This window comes from Selenomonas sp. oral taxon 137 str. F0430, assembly GCF_000183625.1.
Classification (GTDB): domain Bacteria; phylum Bacillota; class Negativicutes; order Selenomonadales; family Selenomonadaceae; genus Centipeda; species Centipeda artemidis.
The window spans coordinates 24222-40429 of sequence record NZ_AENV01000003.1 but is presented as its reverse complement, the minus strand read 5'-3'; the positions used below and the strand labels follow the sequence as shown (position 1 = coordinate 40429).

At 60.2% G+C, this 16208-nt stretch carries 18 protein-coding genes; all 18 read left to right on the top strand.

Annotated elements, in window-relative coordinates; all coding sequences use genetic code 11:
• Positions 1-56: 56 nt before the first annotated feature.
• Entirely contained in the window at positions 57-857 is an 801-nt protein-coding gene (locus HMPREF9162_RS01285; protein WP_009438174.1) for a flagellar hook-basal body protein, read from the top strand.
• A gap of 87 nt (positions 858-944) precedes the next feature.
• Complete coding sequence (gene flgG / locus HMPREF9162_RS01280; RefSeq protein WP_009350251.1) at positions 945-1739, top strand: flagellar basal-body rod protein FlgG; 795 nt, start codon at positions 945-947, stop codon at positions 1737-1739.
• A 59-nt stretch (positions 1740-1798) separates the two neighbouring features.
• Positions 1799-2500: a flagellar basal body P-ring formation chaperone FlgA gene (flgA, locus tag HMPREF9162_RS01275; RefSeq protein ID WP_009438192.1), complete on the top strand. Its 702-nt coding sequence runs from the start codon at positions 1799-1801 to the stop codon at positions 2498-2500.
• Positions 2501-2531: 31 nt separating this feature from the next.
• The gene (locus HMPREF9162_RS01270) at positions 2532-3131 is read left to right on the top strand and encodes a flagellar basal body L-ring protein FlgH (RefSeq protein WP_009438199.1); all 600 of its coding nucleotides are present in this window, start codon (positions 2532-2534) and stop codon (positions 3129-3131) included.
• Positions 3132-3147: 16 nt separating this feature from the next.
• The gene (locus tag HMPREF9162_RS01265) at positions 3148-4260 is read left to right on the top strand and encodes a flagellar basal body P-ring protein FlgI (RefSeq protein WP_009438161.1); all 1113 of its coding nucleotides are present in this window, start codon (positions 3148-3150) and stop codon (positions 4258-4260) included.
• 10 nt (positions 4261-4270) lie between these two features.
• Positions 4271-4717 carry a rod-binding protein gene (locus tag HMPREF9162_RS01260; RefSeq protein WP_009438153.1) on the top strand — a complete coding sequence of 149 codons (447 nt, stop codon included), beginning with the start codon at positions 4271-4273 and terminating at the stop codon, positions 4715-4717.
• Between the two features lie 38 nt (positions 4718-4755).
• Positions 4756-6387: a phosphodiester glycosidase family protein gene (locus tag HMPREF9162_RS01255; RefSeq protein WP_009438188.1), complete on the top strand. Its 1632-nt coding sequence runs from the start codon at positions 4756-4758 to the stop codon at positions 6385-6387.
• Between the two features lie 135 nt (positions 6388-6522).
• A complete protein-coding gene (locus HMPREF9162_RS01250) occupies positions 6523-7488 on the top strand; it encodes a polyprenyl synthetase family protein (RefSeq protein WP_175282233.1) in 966 nt (321 codons plus the stop codon).
• A 394-nt stretch (positions 7489-7882) separates the two neighbouring features.
• Positions 7883-8263 (top strand): twin-arginine translocase TatA/TatE family subunit, encoded by a 381-nt coding sequence (locus HMPREF9162_RS01245; RefSeq protein WP_009438195.1) that lies wholly within the window; start codon positions 7883-7885, stop codon positions 8261-8263.
• A 100-nt stretch (positions 8264-8363) separates the two neighbouring features.
• Positions 8364-8510, top strand: a complete 147-nt coding sequence (locus HMPREF9162_RS12560; protein WP_217490376.1) for a hypothetical protein — start codon at positions 8364-8366, stop codon at positions 8508-8510.
• Positions 8511-8627: 117 nt separating this feature from the next.
• Positions 8628-8846: a twin-arginine translocase TatA/TatE family subunit gene (gene tatA, locus HMPREF9162_RS01240; RefSeq protein ID WP_009438175.1), complete on the top strand. Its 219-nt coding sequence runs from the start codon at positions 8628-8630 to the stop codon at positions 8844-8846.
• 3 nt (positions 8847-8849) lie between these two features.
• Positions 8850-9794, top strand: coding sequence for a twin-arginine translocase subunit TatC (tatC, locus tag HMPREF9162_RS01235; RefSeq protein ID WP_009438166.1), 945 nt, complete (start codon positions 8850-8852; stop codon positions 9792-9794).
• An 18-nt stretch (positions 9795-9812) separates the two neighbouring features.
• Positions 9813-11273: a menaquinone biosynthesis decarboxylase gene (locus HMPREF9162_RS01230; RefSeq protein ID WP_009438191.1), complete on the top strand. Its 1461-nt coding sequence runs from the start codon at positions 9813-9815 to the stop codon at positions 11271-11273.
• Entirely contained in the window at positions 11270-12130 is an 861-nt protein-coding gene (locus HMPREF9162_RS01225; protein WP_009438183.1) for a 4-hydroxybenzoate octaprenyltransferase, read from the top strand. The genes HMPREF9162_RS01230 and HMPREF9162_RS01225 overlap by 4 nt, the downstream gene beginning before the upstream one ends.
• Before the next feature lie 21 nt (positions 12131-12151).
• The gene (gene folD / locus HMPREF9162_RS01220; protein WP_009438186.1) at positions 12152-13006 is read left to right on the top strand and encodes a bifunctional methylenetetrahydrofolate dehydrogenase/methenyltetrahydrofolate cyclohydrolase FolD; all 855 of its coding nucleotides are present in this window, start codon (positions 12152-12154) and stop codon (positions 13004-13006) included.
• 5 nt (positions 13007-13011) lie between these two features.
• Positions 13012-13239: a hypothetical protein gene (locus HMPREF9162_RS12475; RefSeq protein WP_009438162.1), complete on the top strand. Its 228-nt coding sequence runs from the start codon at positions 13012-13014 to the stop codon at positions 13237-13239.
• Between the two features lie 46 nt (positions 13240-13285).
• A complete protein-coding gene (locus tag HMPREF9162_RS01215; protein ID WP_009438171.1) occupies positions 13286-14953 on the top strand; it encodes a formate--tetrahydrofolate ligase in 1668 nt (555 codons plus the stop codon).
• Positions 14954-15188: 235 nt separating this feature from the next.
• Complete coding sequence (locus HMPREF9162_RS01210; protein WP_009350234.1) at positions 15189-16208, top strand: iron ABC transporter permease; 1020 nt, start codon at positions 15189-15191, stop codon at positions 16206-16208.

The window sequence follows — 16208 nt, the reverse complement described above, 5'->3', positions numbered from 1 at the left end:
TCTCTGCGGCGAATTTTATACGAGAAGGAAAACTTTCGGGAAAAAGAGGGATAGTTATGTGGAGAGGTCTTTATATCGCGGCGTCCGGCATGATCACGGAGACCAAGCACACGGACATGATCGCGAACAACCTTGCGAACGCGTCGAATACGGGCTTTAAGCGTGACGATATGGCGATCCGCGAGTTCGAACCGATGCTCTTGCGCCGCATCAACGACTATACGGCGGACACGGATGTGACAAGCTTTAAGGGCTTTCGGCTGGGGCATGGCGCCCCACGCGTCGGTATGCTTGGACTCGGTTCTGCGGTAGATGAGATCGCGACTGATCATTTGCAGGGCGCGCTTCAGACAACGGGCAACACCTACGATTTTGCCATCTCGGGCGAGGGCTACTTCGTTATCGATACCCCGCAGGGACCGCGCTACACGCGCGACGGCAGCTTTTACCGCTCGGCGAACGGGCAGCTGCAGAACGTACGCGGGCAGGCGGTGCTCTCGGCGCAGGGGCGTCCCATCAATATCCCCGCGGACGCGACGCGCGTGAACGTCTCGGGTGACGGGCGCATCTATGTAGGAAATACGGAGATCGCGCAGCTTGGCTTTGTGCAGTTCGACGCACCCGATGCGGTCATCAAGCAGGGCGATAACCTCTACCGTCCGCAGGAGGGCGCACGCCCCACACAGGCGACGGGAACGATCGAGCAGGGACTGCTCGAGATGTCGAACACGAGCATCGTCACCGAGATGGTCGAGCTCATCAACAACTACCGTGTCTACGAGGCAGGATCGCGCGCCGTGCAGACGCAGGACTCGCTCCTCGACAAGGCGGTCAACGACGTCGGACGTACGAGTTAAATACATTTAAGAAAAACGGAAAAGATTTCGATATAAAAGAGTGAATAACTAGGGAAAAATACTTCTCTATGGAGGGGGATATCGACTATGATGAGAGCACTTTGGTCTGCGGCGTCCGGCATGAAGGCGCAGCAGGCGCATATGGACATCGTGGCGCACAACATCGCAAACGTCAACACTCACGGCGGAAAGAAGGTGCGCGCAGAGTTCCAGGATCTCGTCTATCAGACGCTCCGCGAGGCGGGCGCACGGAACGGCACGGATTCGCAGTACCCGACAGCACTGCAGATCGGTCTCGGCACGCGCGTCGCCGCGACGCAGCGTATCTTCACACAGGGGGCACTCCAGACGACGGACAACCCGACCGACATCGGCATTCAGGGCGAGGGCTTCTTCCGCGTCACGCTGCCGGACGGTTCGACTGCATATACGCGCGACGGCACGTGGAAGCTCGACAGCAACCGCCGCATGGTGACGACGGACGGCTATCTGATTGCGGACGGCATTCAGATCGGTGAGAATGCGCCGTCGGAGTCCATCACGATCTCCGGCGACGGGCGCGTCTCCTACCGTGAGGCGGGGCAGACGCAGCAGCAGGAAGCGGGACAGATCACACTTGCACGTTTCGTGAACCCTGCGGGACTGACCTCTATCGGCAAGAACCTCTTCGTCGTATCCGACGCTTCGGGCGAGGCGATCGAGTCGACGCCCGGTCTTGACGGAACGGGAACGCTCACGCAGGGGACACTCGAGATGAGCAATGTGCAGATCGTTGAGGAAATGGTCGAGATGATCATCTCACAGCGTGCGTACGAATCCAACTCCAAGGCAATTACGACGTCTGATTCGATGCTCGAGATTGCAAATACGCTCAAGCGTTGAGCATTCAAATTAGAATCATCACAGCCATTCTATTCCTATGGAGTGGCTTATTCGCTTTTTTGCCTGCGCAGACGGTCGTTGCCGTCCCGTACGGCACGGCGGGGGAGCAGTTTCCAAACGTACTTTCCGCCGTGCAGATTTCAACGCTCGCAGAGAAAAAAATCGAAGAGACGCTTACGGAGAACGGAGAAACACGGCGGCATGAGCTGCATTTGCAGCGATCGACAAACACAATGCACCTCCCGGCAGGCGAGGTGACAGCGACCGTAGAATTTCCGCGCGGCATTCCCTACGGCAGAGATTTCCCGGCACTGATTTCAGTCTATGTAGACGGCGTATTGCAGCGGAAAACGACGAATTATTACCGCGTAACGGTCTATGACCGCGTGCTCGTTGCCATGACGGACATCCGCCAGGAGGCGGAGATCAGCCCCGCGAATGCGCGGATCGAAGAGCGCGCGGTGGATACCGTACCCGCCGTAACGCTGACAGATTTTTCAAAGCTCGGGGGACGCGTTGCGGGACGCTGGATTCGCAAGGATACGGTGATTACGCCAAACTTTTTGGCGATGCCGCTCGTGATTCGTGTGGGAAATCCCGTGACGCTCATTTTCGACATGAACGGCATCGTCGTTCGTGCTGAGGGGGCGGCGATGGAGGGCGGCCGCATCGGCTACACGATCCGCGTGCGCAATGTGCGCTCAGGGAAGATTCTGCGCGGCAAGGTGATTGACGCGGAGACGGTACAGATTTCGGGGTAACGGGACAACGGGAGTTCGGGAGGAGAACATGATGAGTAAGAGGAAATGGCTTGCAGGAATGCTTGCCGCCGCCTTTGCGGTCGGGAGCGTTGCACCCGCCGTCTCGGCGGAGTCCCTGTGGAAGAATCCGAGCGGTTACCCGACACGAAATGTTTTCGCGGATCACCGTGCGATGAATGTCGGCGATATTGTGACCATCATCATCAGTGAGACCACAACGACATCGGCGACGCGATCGTCCGCGAATGAGAAAAGCGGCTCTGTTTCGATCGGTGCGGGCGTCGGGATTTTTGACTTCCTCAAGGCGGCCTCGGCGAGCGGATCCGATAAATTCAACGCAAAGGGCTCCGCATCCTCGACGAATCGGACGATCGGCAACGTGACCGTGACCATCACGGAGATCACGCCCGCAGGGAACTTCATCCTTGAGGGGACGCAGTCCATCTGGCAGAACCGCAATGAGCACAAGATCACGTTCCGCGGCATGTGCCGCCCGGAGGACATCTCCGCAACGAACACCGTGCTCTCGACACGTGTCGCCGATGCGACGGTGCGCTTCGACGGCAAGGGACCGCTCAATGCAAAACAGCGGCAGGGCATTTTGACCCAGATCTTCAATATCTTGTTCTAAAGGGGAGGGAGTTCTTATGAAGAAATTTGCAGCAGCGCTGCTCCTCCTCGCCCTCGTGTTCGGAACGTTTCCGGGCATCGTATCGGCGGAATCCGCAGTCACGCGTCTCAAGGACATCTCGAAGGTGCAGGGCGTGCGTTCCAACCAGCTCATGGGCTACGGACTTGTCGTCGGACTCAACGGTACGGGCGACGGCTCCAGCTCGGGCGAAACGCTTCAGTCGATTGCAAATATGCTCATCAGCTACGGCATCAATGTCAATACGAGCTCGATCAAGCTCAAGAACGCAGCAGCGGTCATGGTGACGGCGAACCTGCCGCCCTTCGTCCGCGAAGGCGACGCACTCGACGTGACCGTCTCCTCCATCGGCGATGCGAAGAGCCTGCGCGGCGGCACGCTGCTCCAGACGCCGCTGCGTGCGGGCAACGGCGAGGTCTACGTCGTCGCGCAGGGCGCGGTTTCTACGGGCGGCTTTACCGCGGGCAGCGGTGGCAGCAGCATGCAGGCGGCATTTCCAACCGTCGGTATCGCCGTGAACGCGGGCATTGTCGAGCGCACAGTGGAGGACGACATCGGCGGGGACGGGCGCATCTCGATTTCGCTCTCGCGCGCGGACTTTACAACGGCATCGCGGGTCGCGGGGGCGATCAACGCACAGTATGGGAACATCGCGCAGGCGGCGAATGCAGGGCGCGTGGACGTTTCGATCCCATCCTACTACCGTGGGAACGTGGTCAGCTTCATTGCATCGCTCGAGGAGCTGCCGATCCGCCCTGATAATATGGCGCGGGTCGTGGTCAACGAACGCACCGGCACGATTATCATGGGCGGCGACGTTTCCGTGGATGCGGTCGCTATCACGCAGGGAGGCATTACGATCCGCATTCAGGCGAATCCGGATGTCTCGCAGCCGGGACCATTTAGCTACGGGAACACGGTTGTGACGGAGAACCCTGACGTATCGGTCTCCGAGGCAAAGGGCAGTACCATCGTTCTGCCCGCGACGACGAATGTCAGCGATATTGTAGGTGCGCTCAATACCGTGGGCGCGACACCGCGCGATACGATTTCCATCCTTCAGGCGATGAAGGCGGCGGGCGCACTGCACGCCGAACTCGAGATTATCTAAGGAGGAAGGCATGACAATACAGCCGATCAATAGCGCCGCCATGATGAACGGCGCCGCGGGAACCTCCTATGACGCCGCGCGCACGAACGCCGAGGAGAAATCGTTCCAATCGACATTGGAGGAATTACAGCGCAAAGCCGCCGCTGCGAATGCGTCGCCCGCAAAAACCGCGTCGGAGACGCAGGGATTCGTCCGAACGATGACGGACGCGGACGTGGAGGCAAAGAAGCTGCGCGAGGCGTGCGAGGGATTCGAGGCGATGTTCCTCAGCATGATGTATAAGCAGATGCGCGCAACCGTGCCCGAGGGCGGACTTTTCGGCAAAAAGTCCAACGCGATGAATATCTTCGAGGATATGCGGGACACGGAGCTGATGAACGAGGTCTCTAAGAGCGGCGGTATCGGCATCGCGGACATGATGTACAAGCAGCTTGCGCCGACCGCCTTGAAGAAATAACGAAGCAAGAGAGAAAATGTCCCTAGGAGGATGCTGTAATGAAGGGAGCTGTTTTTGGGCAGCTCTCTTTTTGTTTTGAGGCTGCGATTTTTAGTTTGGAGTTTGTTATGCGTGTTTTGAAGAAAATCCTTGTGCTTGCCGCGGCGCTGATGCTTGCGGCAGCTTCTTATGTACATGCGGCGGCAGATCTGACCGGACTGCGCTCGTCATCGGGCACAGCGCGTGACCGCATCGTGTTCGACCTCACGGAGATGCCGATCTACCATGCGAATATTTCCGAGGATGGACGTGAACTGACGCTCGACTTTGCGAATGTGAATGCAGCAAAACTTAATCGGGCAGCGATTCGGACAAAGCGCATTCAGTCTGTCTCCTATGCAAAGCGCAACGGGCATTTCTATGTCACCGTTACGATGGCAAAGGGGATGTCGTACCGGATTGGAAACCTGACAAATCCGTTCCGTATTTTTGTTGACATTGCGTCCGAGGGGGCGGCAAAATCAGAGGAAAATCCTGCGGTAAAACCCGCGCAAAAGCCGGTAGAAAGACCTGTGCCGAGCGATGCGCCGCCGCAGGAAATGCCCGCCTATATCAAAGTACTGCAGGAGCATGGACTGCTCGGCGACGTCGATCCGCGTGATGTGAGCGCGGGGCGTGTCCTGCCCGTCAGCCGCGTCACGAATCTCGGGCAGGGGCTCCAAATGACGACACAGGTATGGCAAGATGAGGACGGTCTCGTGACGGCATTCTTCATCGAGGCTGATCCGCAGTTTTACAGTGTGCGTCCCGCACTTGCGCGCGGTTATATCCCCGGAAGGCAGACAGTCAGCGGTATCGCCCGCGCGACAAACGCGGCCGCAGCGATCAATGCATCTTATTTTGCCCCGAACGGCGAGCTCATCGGCGTGACGAAGATCGATGGGCTCGTCGTTGGAACGACGTATTTCGATCGCTCCGCATTTGGCGTGATGGAGGACGGCTCCTTTATTTTCGGCGTTGTGTCCTATAATGGAACGGTGAAGATCGACCAAACGACGCTGCCCGTCTCGGGTGTCGATGCAGAACGCGGGGAGAATAACCTTATCATCTACAACCGTGCCTACGGCAGGACGACGGGGACGAACCCCTACGGGCTGGAGTACGTTGTGCGGAACGGGCGTGTGACAGAGATCAATACGAACGACTCCGTGATTCCGTCGGACGGTTATGTCGTCTCGGTACACGGATCCTCAATGGACGCGTTCGCCTCGGCAGGCGTGCGCGTTGGCGATCCTGTGACGCTGACGGAGCATATAACAGGGGCGTTCGACCGCGCCGTGCAGGTCGTCGGCGCAGGTCCTCGGCTCGTTGAAAATGGAAAAGTACATGTGACGGCAGGGGACGAGCAGTTCCCCGGTGACATCCGCTACGGACGCTCGCCGCGCAGTGCGGTCGGCGTAACGAAAAACGGGATGATTTTCTTTGCCGTGGTTGACGGGCGGCAGTCGCACAGCCACGGACTGACGCTGACGGAGTTCGCGGAGTTCCTTGTAAAGCAGGGGGTACGGGATGCCGTGAACCTCGACGGCGGCGGTTCTTCAGCACTCTATGCGGACGGCAAAGTGCAGAATTTCCCCTCGGATGGGACGGAGCGCAGTGTCGGCAGCGCGCTCGTTTTGCAGAAGAAATAATTTTGACGGTATAGCGGCAATATGATAGAATGTGATGAGGTTTATGCCTGCGGGCATTAGAAATATCAATGAAGAGAGTCGCCGCTCCGCGTTGCGGATCGCGTTACTGTAGGTGATAAGACATTGAAGAACGACATGTTTGATGTCATAGAGGAAGACCTCACCGTACTCGAGACGGCGCTGGAGGCGGCACTTTCCTCGGACTCGGCGCTCGTGAGCGACATCGGCGCGCATCTCGTTTCCTCCGGTGGGAAGCGGCTGCGTCCCGCTCTGTTCCTGCTCGCGGCGCGCGGCGGCACAGCCTTTGACCGTGACCGTGCGATGCCGATTGCGGTTGCGCTCGAGCTGATTCACACGGCGTCCCTCGTGCATGACGATGTGATCGACGAGGCGGATACGCGGCGCGGGGCGGCAACAACAAATGCAAAATGGGGGAATCAGGTCGCCATTCTGAGCGGCGACTATATCTTTGCGCGCGCCTTTAAGCAGGTCGCGAGGGTCGGGTATTCCTGGCATATCTATATGCGTCTCGCCGACCTTGTCTGCACGCTCAGCGAGGGGGAGATCCTGCAGGATCATACGGTCTATCAGGTACCCGTGAGTGAGGACGCATACTACGAGCGCATACGGAAAAAGACGGCAGACTTTCTCGAGATCTGCTGCGAGCTCGGCGCGGGCATCGGCGGGATGAGCGCGGAGGACACGGCGAATTTCGCCCGGTACGGGCACGCGATCGGCATGGCGTTCCAGATCACGGACGACCTGCTCGATTTGCAGCAGACCGCCGAGCGCATCGGAAAGCCCGCGGGACGCGATCTCGCGCAGGGGTATGTGACCCTGCCCGTCATCCGCGCGCTCTCGGTGCTCGGCGAAAAGGAGCGCGCCGAGCTCACGGCGCTTATTACGAATCCGAAGATGTCGGAGGAGGAGGTCGCACGCGCGCTGAACCTCGTCCGCAGTACGGACGGCGTGGACTATGCGCAGGAGCGGGCGGACGATTACCTCACGCGCGCCAAGGCGGCGCTCCCCGCATCGCTCGACCCGCGCATCAGGGAAACGTGCCTCATGGCGGCGGATTTCATCGGACGCAGAGAGTTTTGAGAGATCGCAGCGGGATTTTGATGTGTGACGGTGTTGCCGCGCCGCGAAGATACGCCGCCATAAAGCGACTGAGGGCACGGCAGCGCCGTGCCCCTACGGGGGCGGCATAACGAGGACGTTTTTCGCTGCCGGAAGATATGCCGCCGTGCATCGGTAGAGGGCGCAGCAGCGCGGCGCCCCTACGGGGGCGGCATGGAATGCAAGATTACGGCGAAAAGGTGATAGTCCTTGTGGATATCTCGTTTCTGCGCCGTATCCTTGCATCGAGGGAGAACACATCGTGCTGTGCGCGCGTTGTAGGGGCACGGCGGTGCCGTGCCCTGTAACTCGGTATGCGCGCTGTTCTTGATTGGGCTCTGCATCAATCGGTTATCATAAAAAGAAGGTGTCATTCATGTTTGGTATCGGTGTCCCCGAACTCATTTTAATCCTCGTTGTGGGACTGATCGTGTTCGGTCCCGGTAAATTGCCCGAGGTGGGGCGGTCGCTCGGCAAGGGACTCCGCGAGTTCCGCAAAGCGTCGAACGCCCTGACACAGGCGATTAACGCACCCGATCCGCCGCCCGCCGCACCCGCGCCGCAGCCGGCACAACAACCGCCCGTGGCGCAGCCTATACAGACCGCACAGCCTGTGCAGGAGACGGCACAGCCCGCTCCCGCGACCATGGAGAGCGCGGCGGCAGCCGTCGCGGCACATCGTGCAGCGCAGGCGGAAACGGCGGGAGAGCAGCCCACCGCCGCAGAGACTGCAGAACCCGCACAAAAGAACGGATAGTAACGGTTCTGCCGATATATGGCGGCATCGCATCGCAAGCGAAACATCTCTCGCTATGCCGCTCCCGTAGGGGCGCCGCGCTGCTGCGCCCTCCTGCGATATGCGGCGGCGTAACGTCCGGCAGCCAACAGCATCACATCATGTCGGCATGGAGATTCACCGCGACATCGCGTGTGAAGTACCTCGTTATGCCGCCCCCGTAGGGGCACGGCGCCGCCGTGCCCTCCTGCGATTCACGGCGGCGTAACGTCCGGCAGCCAAAATGTTTAACGATATAACAAGTTGTATTATTTTTAGGAAGAATAGAGTGAAGTGAAAGTTTTGAAAAAATCTCACTTCACGCCTTGGGAGGGGAACAATCATCATGTTTGGACTCGGCGTACCCGAACTCGTACTCATTCTCATCATCGGACTGGTCGTCTTTGGCCCCGGCCGCCTGCCGGATATCGGCAAGGCGCTCGGCAAGAGCATCAAGGAGTTCAAATCCGCGAACAACGAACAAGACCGGGAAAAATCCGAGATCAATGTCACGGCGGAGACAAAGACGCTCCCCGCGGACGGAAAGACGGAAACGAAGAGCTAATCTATGTCTGAGGAATCGAAAACGCCCGAGGCGCCTGTCTCCTGCCCCGCCACACCGGAGGAGCGCGACGCCATGATCGCCGCGCAGCGGCGGGCGGCGGAGGCTGCGGAACAGGCGGCACAGACACCCGAGACAATCTCGTCTCCTGACGATGTGCCGTCCACGGAGGACACTCCTCCGATCGCGGAACCCGATCCGACGGGCGGAGAGGAACCGCCGCTTTCCCCCACCGCCGCAGAGACGGAGGAGGACGACGAGGGGAGCATGTCGCTCATCGCACACCTGACGGAGCTGCGGTCGCGCCTCATCAAGTGTCTCCTCGCCGTTGCCGTTGGGAGCGGCGTCGGCTACTACTTCATCGAAGACATCATGCACTATCTGACCCGACCGGTCGGAAAGCTCTACTACATGCAGCCCGCCGAAGCGTTCTTCACCTACATCAAGATCGCCGTCGTCGTGGGCTTTCTTCTCGCGCTGCCCGTCATATTTTACCATGTGTGGCGGTTCTTCCTGCCCGCACTCACGCGCGCGGAGCGCATCGTCCTCGGGATCGTTGTGCCGGTCTCGGTCGTGCTGTTCTTCCTCGGGCTCGCGTTCTCGTTCTTCCTCGTGTTCCCCGCCGCGATTCTCTTTTTCAAGGGTTTTGGCAGCGCCGAACTCGAGGCGCTCTTTTCCGTCAACCGTTACTTCGAATTTGTCATTATGTTTGTCCTGCCGTTCGGCTTTGTCTTTGAACTGCCACTCATCATCACGATTCTCGGCAAAATGGGCTTTATCTCGTCTAAATTTCTGCGGAAATATGCCCGCATCGTCATTTTCCTCTCGTTCGTCGTCGCCGCCGTCATATCGCCGACGCCGGACGTCTTTACCCAGTCGATGATCGCCGTGCCGATGATCGCGCTTTACGGCGTCGGCTACCTCATCGTGCGGTACATCCTGCGCAAATAACATCTAGGAGGGATTTCCTTGGCGTATAAAGATCTACGCGAATTCATCGACGTGCTCGAACAGCGCGGCCTCTTGAGACGCATCACGGCGGAGGTCGACCCGGAGCTCGAGATCACCGAGATTACCGACCGCATATCGAAACTGGAGGGGGAGAAAAACGTCGCCCTCCTCTTTGAGAACGTCAAGGGCTCGACCATGCCCGTCCTCATGAACGCGTTCGGCAGCTACGAGCGCATGGCGCTCGCGTTCGGCGTGGAAAAACTCGACGACGTGGCGGACGAGCTGACCGAGCTGCTCAAAATCCCGCACATCTCCCTCCAAAACAAGATGAACCTCATGACGCTCATCCCGATGGCGCGCAAGGCGATTAATTTCCCGAAATATGTGAAAAATGCGCCCTGTCAGGAAGTGATCGAGACCGAGAATCCGAGCCTCGACAATATCCCCATCCTGAAATGCTGGCCGGACGACGGCGGCCCCTTCGTCACACTGCCGCTCGTCTTTACGAAGAACCCCGCGACGGGCAAGCGCAACGTCGGCATGTACCGCCTGCAAAAATATGACAGCCGCACGACGGGGATGCACTGGCACATCCACAAGAACGGCGCGGAGAACTTTCGCGATACGAAGGAGCGCGGCGGCACGCGCATCGAGGCGGCGGTCGCCATCGGCACCGATCCCGTCCTCACCTACGCCGCGACCGCGCCGCTGCCGCGCGACATCGACGAGATGGTGTTCGCGGGATTCCTGCGGCACAAGTCCGTCGAGCTCGTGAAATGCGTGACCGTCGATCTCGAAGTACCCGCGACGGCGGAGATCATCCTCGAGGGCTATGTCGACACGGACGAGCGGCGGCGCGAGGGGCCGTTCGGCGACCACACGGGCTACTACTCGCTCGCCGACGACTATCCCGTCTTTCACATCACGGCGATCACGCACCGCAGAGATCCCGTCTACGCCGCGACCGTCGTCGGCAAGCCGCCGATGGAGGACTGCTTTATCGCAAAGGCAACCGAGCGCATTTTCCTCCCGCTGCTGAAACAGATGCTGCCGGAGATCGTCGACGTCAACATGCCGCTCGAGGGCGTGTTCCACGACTGCATCGTCGTCTCCATCAAAAAGCAGTTCCCGATGCACGCGCGCAAGGTCATGCACGCGCTGTGGGGCATGGGGCAGATGATGAACGTCAAGATGATCATCGTCGTGGACGCGCACGTCAACGTGCAGGACATGAAGGAAGTCTGGTGGCGCGTCTTTAACAACATCGACGCGAAATATGACCTTGAGATCGTGCAGGGGCCGCTCGATGTACTCGACCACTCCTCGCCCATGGCGCAGTGGGGCTCAAAGCTCGGCATCGACGCGACCAAGACATGGCCGTCCGAGGGGCACGCGCGCGAGTGGCCGGACGAGATCACGATGAGCGATGAGATCAAGGCGCGCGTCACGGCGCGCTGGAAGGAGTTTGGACTCGATTGAACCGACTGATCGAACGGATTCGGGCGCATGCGAACAACACCGCTTTTCATCATACGGTGTTCTCGCTGCCGTTCGCACTCATGGCGGCGCTGCTCGCTGCGGACGGACATCCGCGTCCGGGAGACCTCGGCTGGATCGTCCTTGCCATCACGGCGGCGCGGTCGGCGGCGCTCGTCCTCGACAATCTCGCCGATCTGAAATATGACAGGCAGCAGCCCCGCCTCGCGTACCGCGCGATGGTGCAGGGACGCGTGAGCAAACGGGAGGCGCTCGTCTTTATAGGCGTGTGCCTCCTTGTGCTTGTATTTGCGGTATTGCAGCTGCATCCCATTTGCATCTATCTCCTGCCGATCGCCGCGCTGCCCTTTCTCGTCTACCCGTTCCTCAAGCGCGTGACGGGCTGGGTACACCTCTTCCTTGGCATCGCGATCGCGATGGCGCCTGCGGGCGGCTGGGTTGCGGTGACGGGGGAGATCGCGGCGCCGATGGTCGTGCTCTGTCTCGCCGTCGCCCTCTGGATCGGTGCGTTCGACGCAATGTACGGCGCGCAGGATGAGGAGTTCGACCGCAGTCAAGGACTGCACTCCCTCGCCGTCTCCTACGGCGCGGCGGGGGCGTTCCGCATCGCACGCATCGCGCATGTGCTGTCGATTGTCGGATTCGTCGCCGTCGGCATTATGTGCCGGCTGCATTGGCCGTATTTTGTCGGCGTCCTGATCGCGGCGGCGACACTCGTCTATCAGCACCGCATCGCGAGTCCTACGGATTTTTCACGCGTGACGCAGACGTATTTCATGCGGAACGGCATCGTATCGATCGCCGTTTGCGCGTTCGCGTGGATGAGTTACTATATATAGAACTGAAAAAGAGGAGAGCATATGGCACGCATACTGTCGGGCAAGGAATTTGCCGCGAAAATCAAAGAGGACGCGGGACGCGCGGTCGCGGAGCTCAAGGCGGAGGGCGTTCACCCGCGGCTCGCCGTCGTCATCGTCGGCGCTGATCCCGCCTCGGAGGTCTACGTCCGCAACAAGCAAAAGGCGTGTGCGGAGCTCGGCATCATCTCGGATCACATCGCCCTGCCTGCCGATACGGCAAAGGAGGAGCTGATCACGCGCATCGATGCCCTGAACGCAGACGCATCCGTGCATGGGATTCTCGTGCAGCTTCCTCTGCCGGAGGGGCTGCGCGCCTATGAAGAGGAAGTGCTGGAGCGTATCGACCCGCGCAAGGACGTGGACGGGTTCAACCCCATGAACGCAGGGCGGCTCGTGCTCGGCGCGCCGGGACTGCGCCCCTGCACGCCTGCGGGCTGTATCCGTATGCTCGAACTCGCGGGCATCCCCATCGAGGGGGCGCACGCCGTCATCATCGGGCGCAGCAACATCGTCGGCAAGCCGATGGGGCATCTTCTCCTCGAGCGGAACGCGACCGTGACGGTCTGCCACTCGCGCACACAGAACCTCGCGGCAGTCGCACGTGAGGCGGATATTCTCGTCGCGGCAGTCGGGCGTCCGGGCTTTGTGACCGCGGATATGGTGAAGCCGGGCGCAACCGTGATCGACGTCGGCATCAACCGCATCGCCCCGAAAAAACTCGTCGGCGACGTGGATTTTGATGCTGTGTCGGAGATCGCAGGAGCGATCACGCCCGTGCCGGGCGGCGTGGGGCTCTTAACTGTCGCAATGCTTATGAATAATGTTGTTGAGGCAGTTAAGCTACAGCAGGGGTGAGTCATATGTTCCGGCGCCGTTCGGGCATCCGCCTTGCCAAAAAAGCGGGGCTTAAAAATGGCTGCGGCGGACGCCCAAACGGCATATCAACTACGGCGGTACACATTGCGGGAGAACAACCGCTCAACGTGCGCCCAACATCGTGGGAAGAGGAAATTCAATATGCACGCCTTGTAGGGGCGCCGCGCTGCCGCGCCCTCCCGCGATCTACGCGCGCCTTACATCGTGGGTAAAAAAATCGCTTAAATTCGGTCAAATTTGGTAAAGGAGAGCACCAACATGAAAACCGACGTCGAAATCGCACGCGCAGCGAAAATGCGCCCCATCGCGGAGATCGCCGAAAGCATCGGCATCCGCGCCGATCATCTCGAACCGTATGGAAAATACAAGGCGAAGATCGGGCGCGCCGCGCTTGACGCCGTAAAAAATAATCCCGACGGCAAACTCATCCTCGTGACCGCGATCAACCCGACCCCCGCGGGTGAGGGCAAGACAACGACGAGCGTCGGACTTGCCGACGCCCTGCACCGCCGGGGGAAGCGAACGATCGTCGCTCTGCGCGAACCCTCACTCGGCCCCTGTTTCGGCATGAAGGGCGGCGCGGCGGGCGGCGGCTATGCGCAGGTCGTGCCGATGGAGGACATCAACCTCCACTTCACGGGCGACTTCCACGCCGTCACGACGGCGCATAATCTGCTCGCCGCACTCATCGACAATCACATCCAACAGGGGAACGCACTAGACCTCGACGTCAGGCGCATCGTGTGGAAGCGCGTGCTCGACGTCAACGACCGCGCCCTGCGCCACATCACGATCGGACTTGGCGGCACGGCGCACGGCGTCCCGCGCGAATCGGGCTTTGACATCACGGTCGCCTCGGAGATGATGGCAATTCTCTGTCTCGCGGACGGCATCTCGGACATGAAACGCCGTCTCGGGCGCATCCTCATCGGCTACACACGCGGCGGACGCCCCGTCCATGCGGAGGAACTCGGCGCGACGGGCGCGCTCGCACTGCTCTTTAAGGACGCGGTGTACCCCAACCTCGTGCAGACCATCGAGGGCACGCCCGCACTCATCCACGGCGGTCCCTTCGCGAACATCGCGCACGGGTGCAGCAGCGTCATGGCGACCAAATACGCGCTGAAATCTGCCGATTACGTTGTCACCGAGGCGGGCTTCGGCGCTGATCTCGGCGCGGAGAAATTCTTTGATATTAAATGCCGCATGGCGGGACTCGTACCCGATGCGGTCGTTATCGTCGCGACCGTGCGCGCGCTCAAGATGAACGGCGGTGTGGCAAAAGACGCACTCGGCGCAGAAAACCTCGACGCGCTGCGGCGCGGCGCGGCAAATCTCGCAAAGCACATCGAGAACATCGGCAAGTTCGGTCTGCCTGCCGTCGTCGCGGTCAACGTATTCCCGACGGACACCGAAGCGGAACTTGCGCTGCTCGAAGAACTCTGCGCGTCGCTCGGCGCGCCCGCCGTCCGCTCCGAGGTCTGGGCAAAGGGCGGGGCGGGCGGTCTTGCCCTCGCGGACGCCGTGGAGCGTGCGCTCGCGCAGCCTGCAAACTTTCACACGATCTACGATGCGGCATGCCCGATTGCGGAGAAAATTGAAACGATTGCAAAAGAAATCTACGGCGCGGACGGCGTGGATTTTACGCCCGCGGCAAGAAAACAGCTTGCGGAGATGGAACGGCTCGGCATGACGGAGACACCCGTCTGCATGGCAAAGACGCAGTATTCCTTCTCCGACGATCCGACCCTGCTCGGACGCCCGACGGGATTCCGCATCACCGTGCGCGAACTGCGCGCGTCGTGCGGCGCAGGCTTCGTCGTCGCGCTCACGGGGAGCGTCCTCACTATGCCCGGACTGCCGAAACATCCCGCTGCGATGGACATGGACATCAGCGAGGACGGCGTGATTACCGGGCTGTTCTAAAAAAATAAATATAAGGTGGGCTTACTGCATAAAGGTACTTTTTGCACACAATCAGTAAGCCCTTTTTCTATACCACCTATATTAAAATCGACAGAATAAAACTATTATATCTTATGAGACGGATTTTCATTGACAGTTGCTGTGAAATACTTTATTCTGCAAAGGTGAATATTGTTCATATTTAAGAACTGCCTTGTTTTGATGCGGCATATGGGAGAAAGGAGCACTCGTGCATATGAGGCGTATACTGACAGCGCCGCCCGTACTCGCGGCAGTGCTCGCAATCATCGCGCTTTATGCGGTCTCTGCGGGCAGCGTCGCCGTTCCCACATCCGATACACTCGCCGTTGTGACGGCGAAGCTGATGGGGCATGAGCCGTCCATCGATCCCGCGGTGACGGACATCATCTGGGAACTGCGCGTGCCGCGTGTACTGCTTGCAATGACGGCGGGCGCGGGGCTTGCGCTTGCGGGTGTTGTGATGCAGGCGTCCGTGCAGAACCCGCTTGCCGAACCGTTCATCCTCGGCATCGCCTCGGGCGCGTCCGTCGGAGCGACGCTCGCAATCCTCCTCGGCTCTGGGACGATCCCGTTCGGCGTACCGGGGGCGGCGTTTCTCGGCGCGATTCTCGCAACACTCGCCGTGCTCATGCTCGCGGGGATCCGGCGGCGCGTCTCGACGGTGAAACTCGTGCTCGCGGGCGCGGCGATCAGCGCACTCTGCGTTGCCGCGACGAATTTCATCGTCTACATGGCGGCGGATGCGGAGGGGATGCAGTCCGCGGCATTTTGGACGATGGGATCGCTCGCCGATGCGAAATGGCGCAGTCTCTTTCTGCCCGTCCTCATTGTGAGCACGCTCGCCGTGTACTTCCTCTCGCAGCTGCGCACGCTGGACGTGCTCCTCCTCGGCGAGGAGCTGGCGACGACACTCGGCATCGATGCGAGCGCGAAACGGCGCCGTTATATGGCGCTGCTTGCGCTCCTGACGGGCGTCCTAGTCGCGACCTGCGGCATCATTGGTTTCGTGGGGCTCGTCGTGCCGCATCTCGTGCGCGCCTTTACGGGGGCGTCGCATCGGCGGCTGCTCCCCGCGGCGCTCCTCATTGGGGCGATCTTCCTCATCGTCGCAGATCTCATCGCGCGGACACTTCTCCCCTCGGGCGATCTGCCCATCGGCATCATCACCGCGCTCATCGGCGCGCCGCTCTTCATGAAGCTGCTCTTTGGCAGCGGCGGGAATTTCGGAGGCTGA

Bases quoted from the DNA above. Each gene is read 5' to 3' on its own strand.
- HMPREF9162_RS01285 (WP_009438174.1), top strand. From the start codon at position 57: ATGTGGAGAGGTCTTTATATCGCGGCGTCCGGCATGATCACGGAGACC.
- flgG (WP_009350251.1), top strand. From the start codon at position 945: ATGATGAGAGCACTTTGGTCTGCGGCGTCCGGCATGAAGGCGCAGCAG.
- HMPREF9162_RS01270 (WP_009438199.1), top strand. From the start codon at position 2,532: ATGAGTAAGAGGAAATGGCTTGCAGGAATGCTTGCCGCCGCCTTTGCG.
- HMPREF9162_RS01265 (WP_009438161.1), top strand. From the start codon at position 3,148: ATGAAGAAATTTGCAGCAGCGCTGCTCCTCCTCGCCCTCGTGTTCGGA.
- HMPREF9162_RS01260 (WP_009438153.1), top strand. From the start codon at position 4,271: ATGACAATACAGCCGATCAATAGCGCCGCCATGATGAACGGCGCCGCG.
- HMPREF9162_RS01255 (WP_009438188.1), top strand. From the start codon at position 4,756: ATGAAGGGAGCTGTTTTTGGGCAGCTCTCTTTTTGTTTTGAGGCTGCG.
- HMPREF9162_RS01250 (WP_175282233.1), top strand. From the start codon at position 6,523: ATGTTTGATGTCATAGAGGAAGACCTCACCGTACTCGAGACGGCGCTG.
- HMPREF9162_RS01245 (WP_009438195.1), top strand. From the start codon at position 7,883: ATGTTTGGTATCGGTGTCCCCGAACTCATTTTAATCCTCGTTGTGGGA.
- HMPREF9162_RS12560 (WP_217490376.1), top strand. From the start codon at position 8,364: ATGCGGCGGCGTAACGTCCGGCAGCCAACAGCATCACATCATGTCGGC.
- tatA (WP_009438175.1), top strand. From the start codon at position 8,628: ATGTTTGGACTCGGCGTACCCGAACTCGTACTCATTCTCATCATCGGA.
- tatC (WP_009438166.1), top strand. From the start codon at position 8,850: ATGTCTGAGGAATCGAAAACGCCCGAGGCGCCTGTCTCCTGCCCCGCC.
- folD (WP_009438186.1), top strand. From the start codon at position 12,152: ATGGCACGCATACTGTCGGGCAAGGAATTTGCCGCGAAAATCAAAGAG.
- HMPREF9162_RS12475 (WP_009438162.1), top strand. From the start codon at position 13,012: ATGTTCCGGCGCCGTTCGGGCATCCGCCTTGCCAAAAAAGCGGGGCTT.
- HMPREF9162_RS01215 (WP_009438171.1), top strand. From the start codon at position 13,286: ATGAAAACCGACGTCGAAATCGCACGCGCAGCGAAAATGCGCCCCATC.
- HMPREF9162_RS01210 (WP_009350234.1), top strand. From the start codon at position 15,189: ATGAGGCGTATACTGACAGCGCCGCCCGTACTCGCGGCAGTGCTCGCA.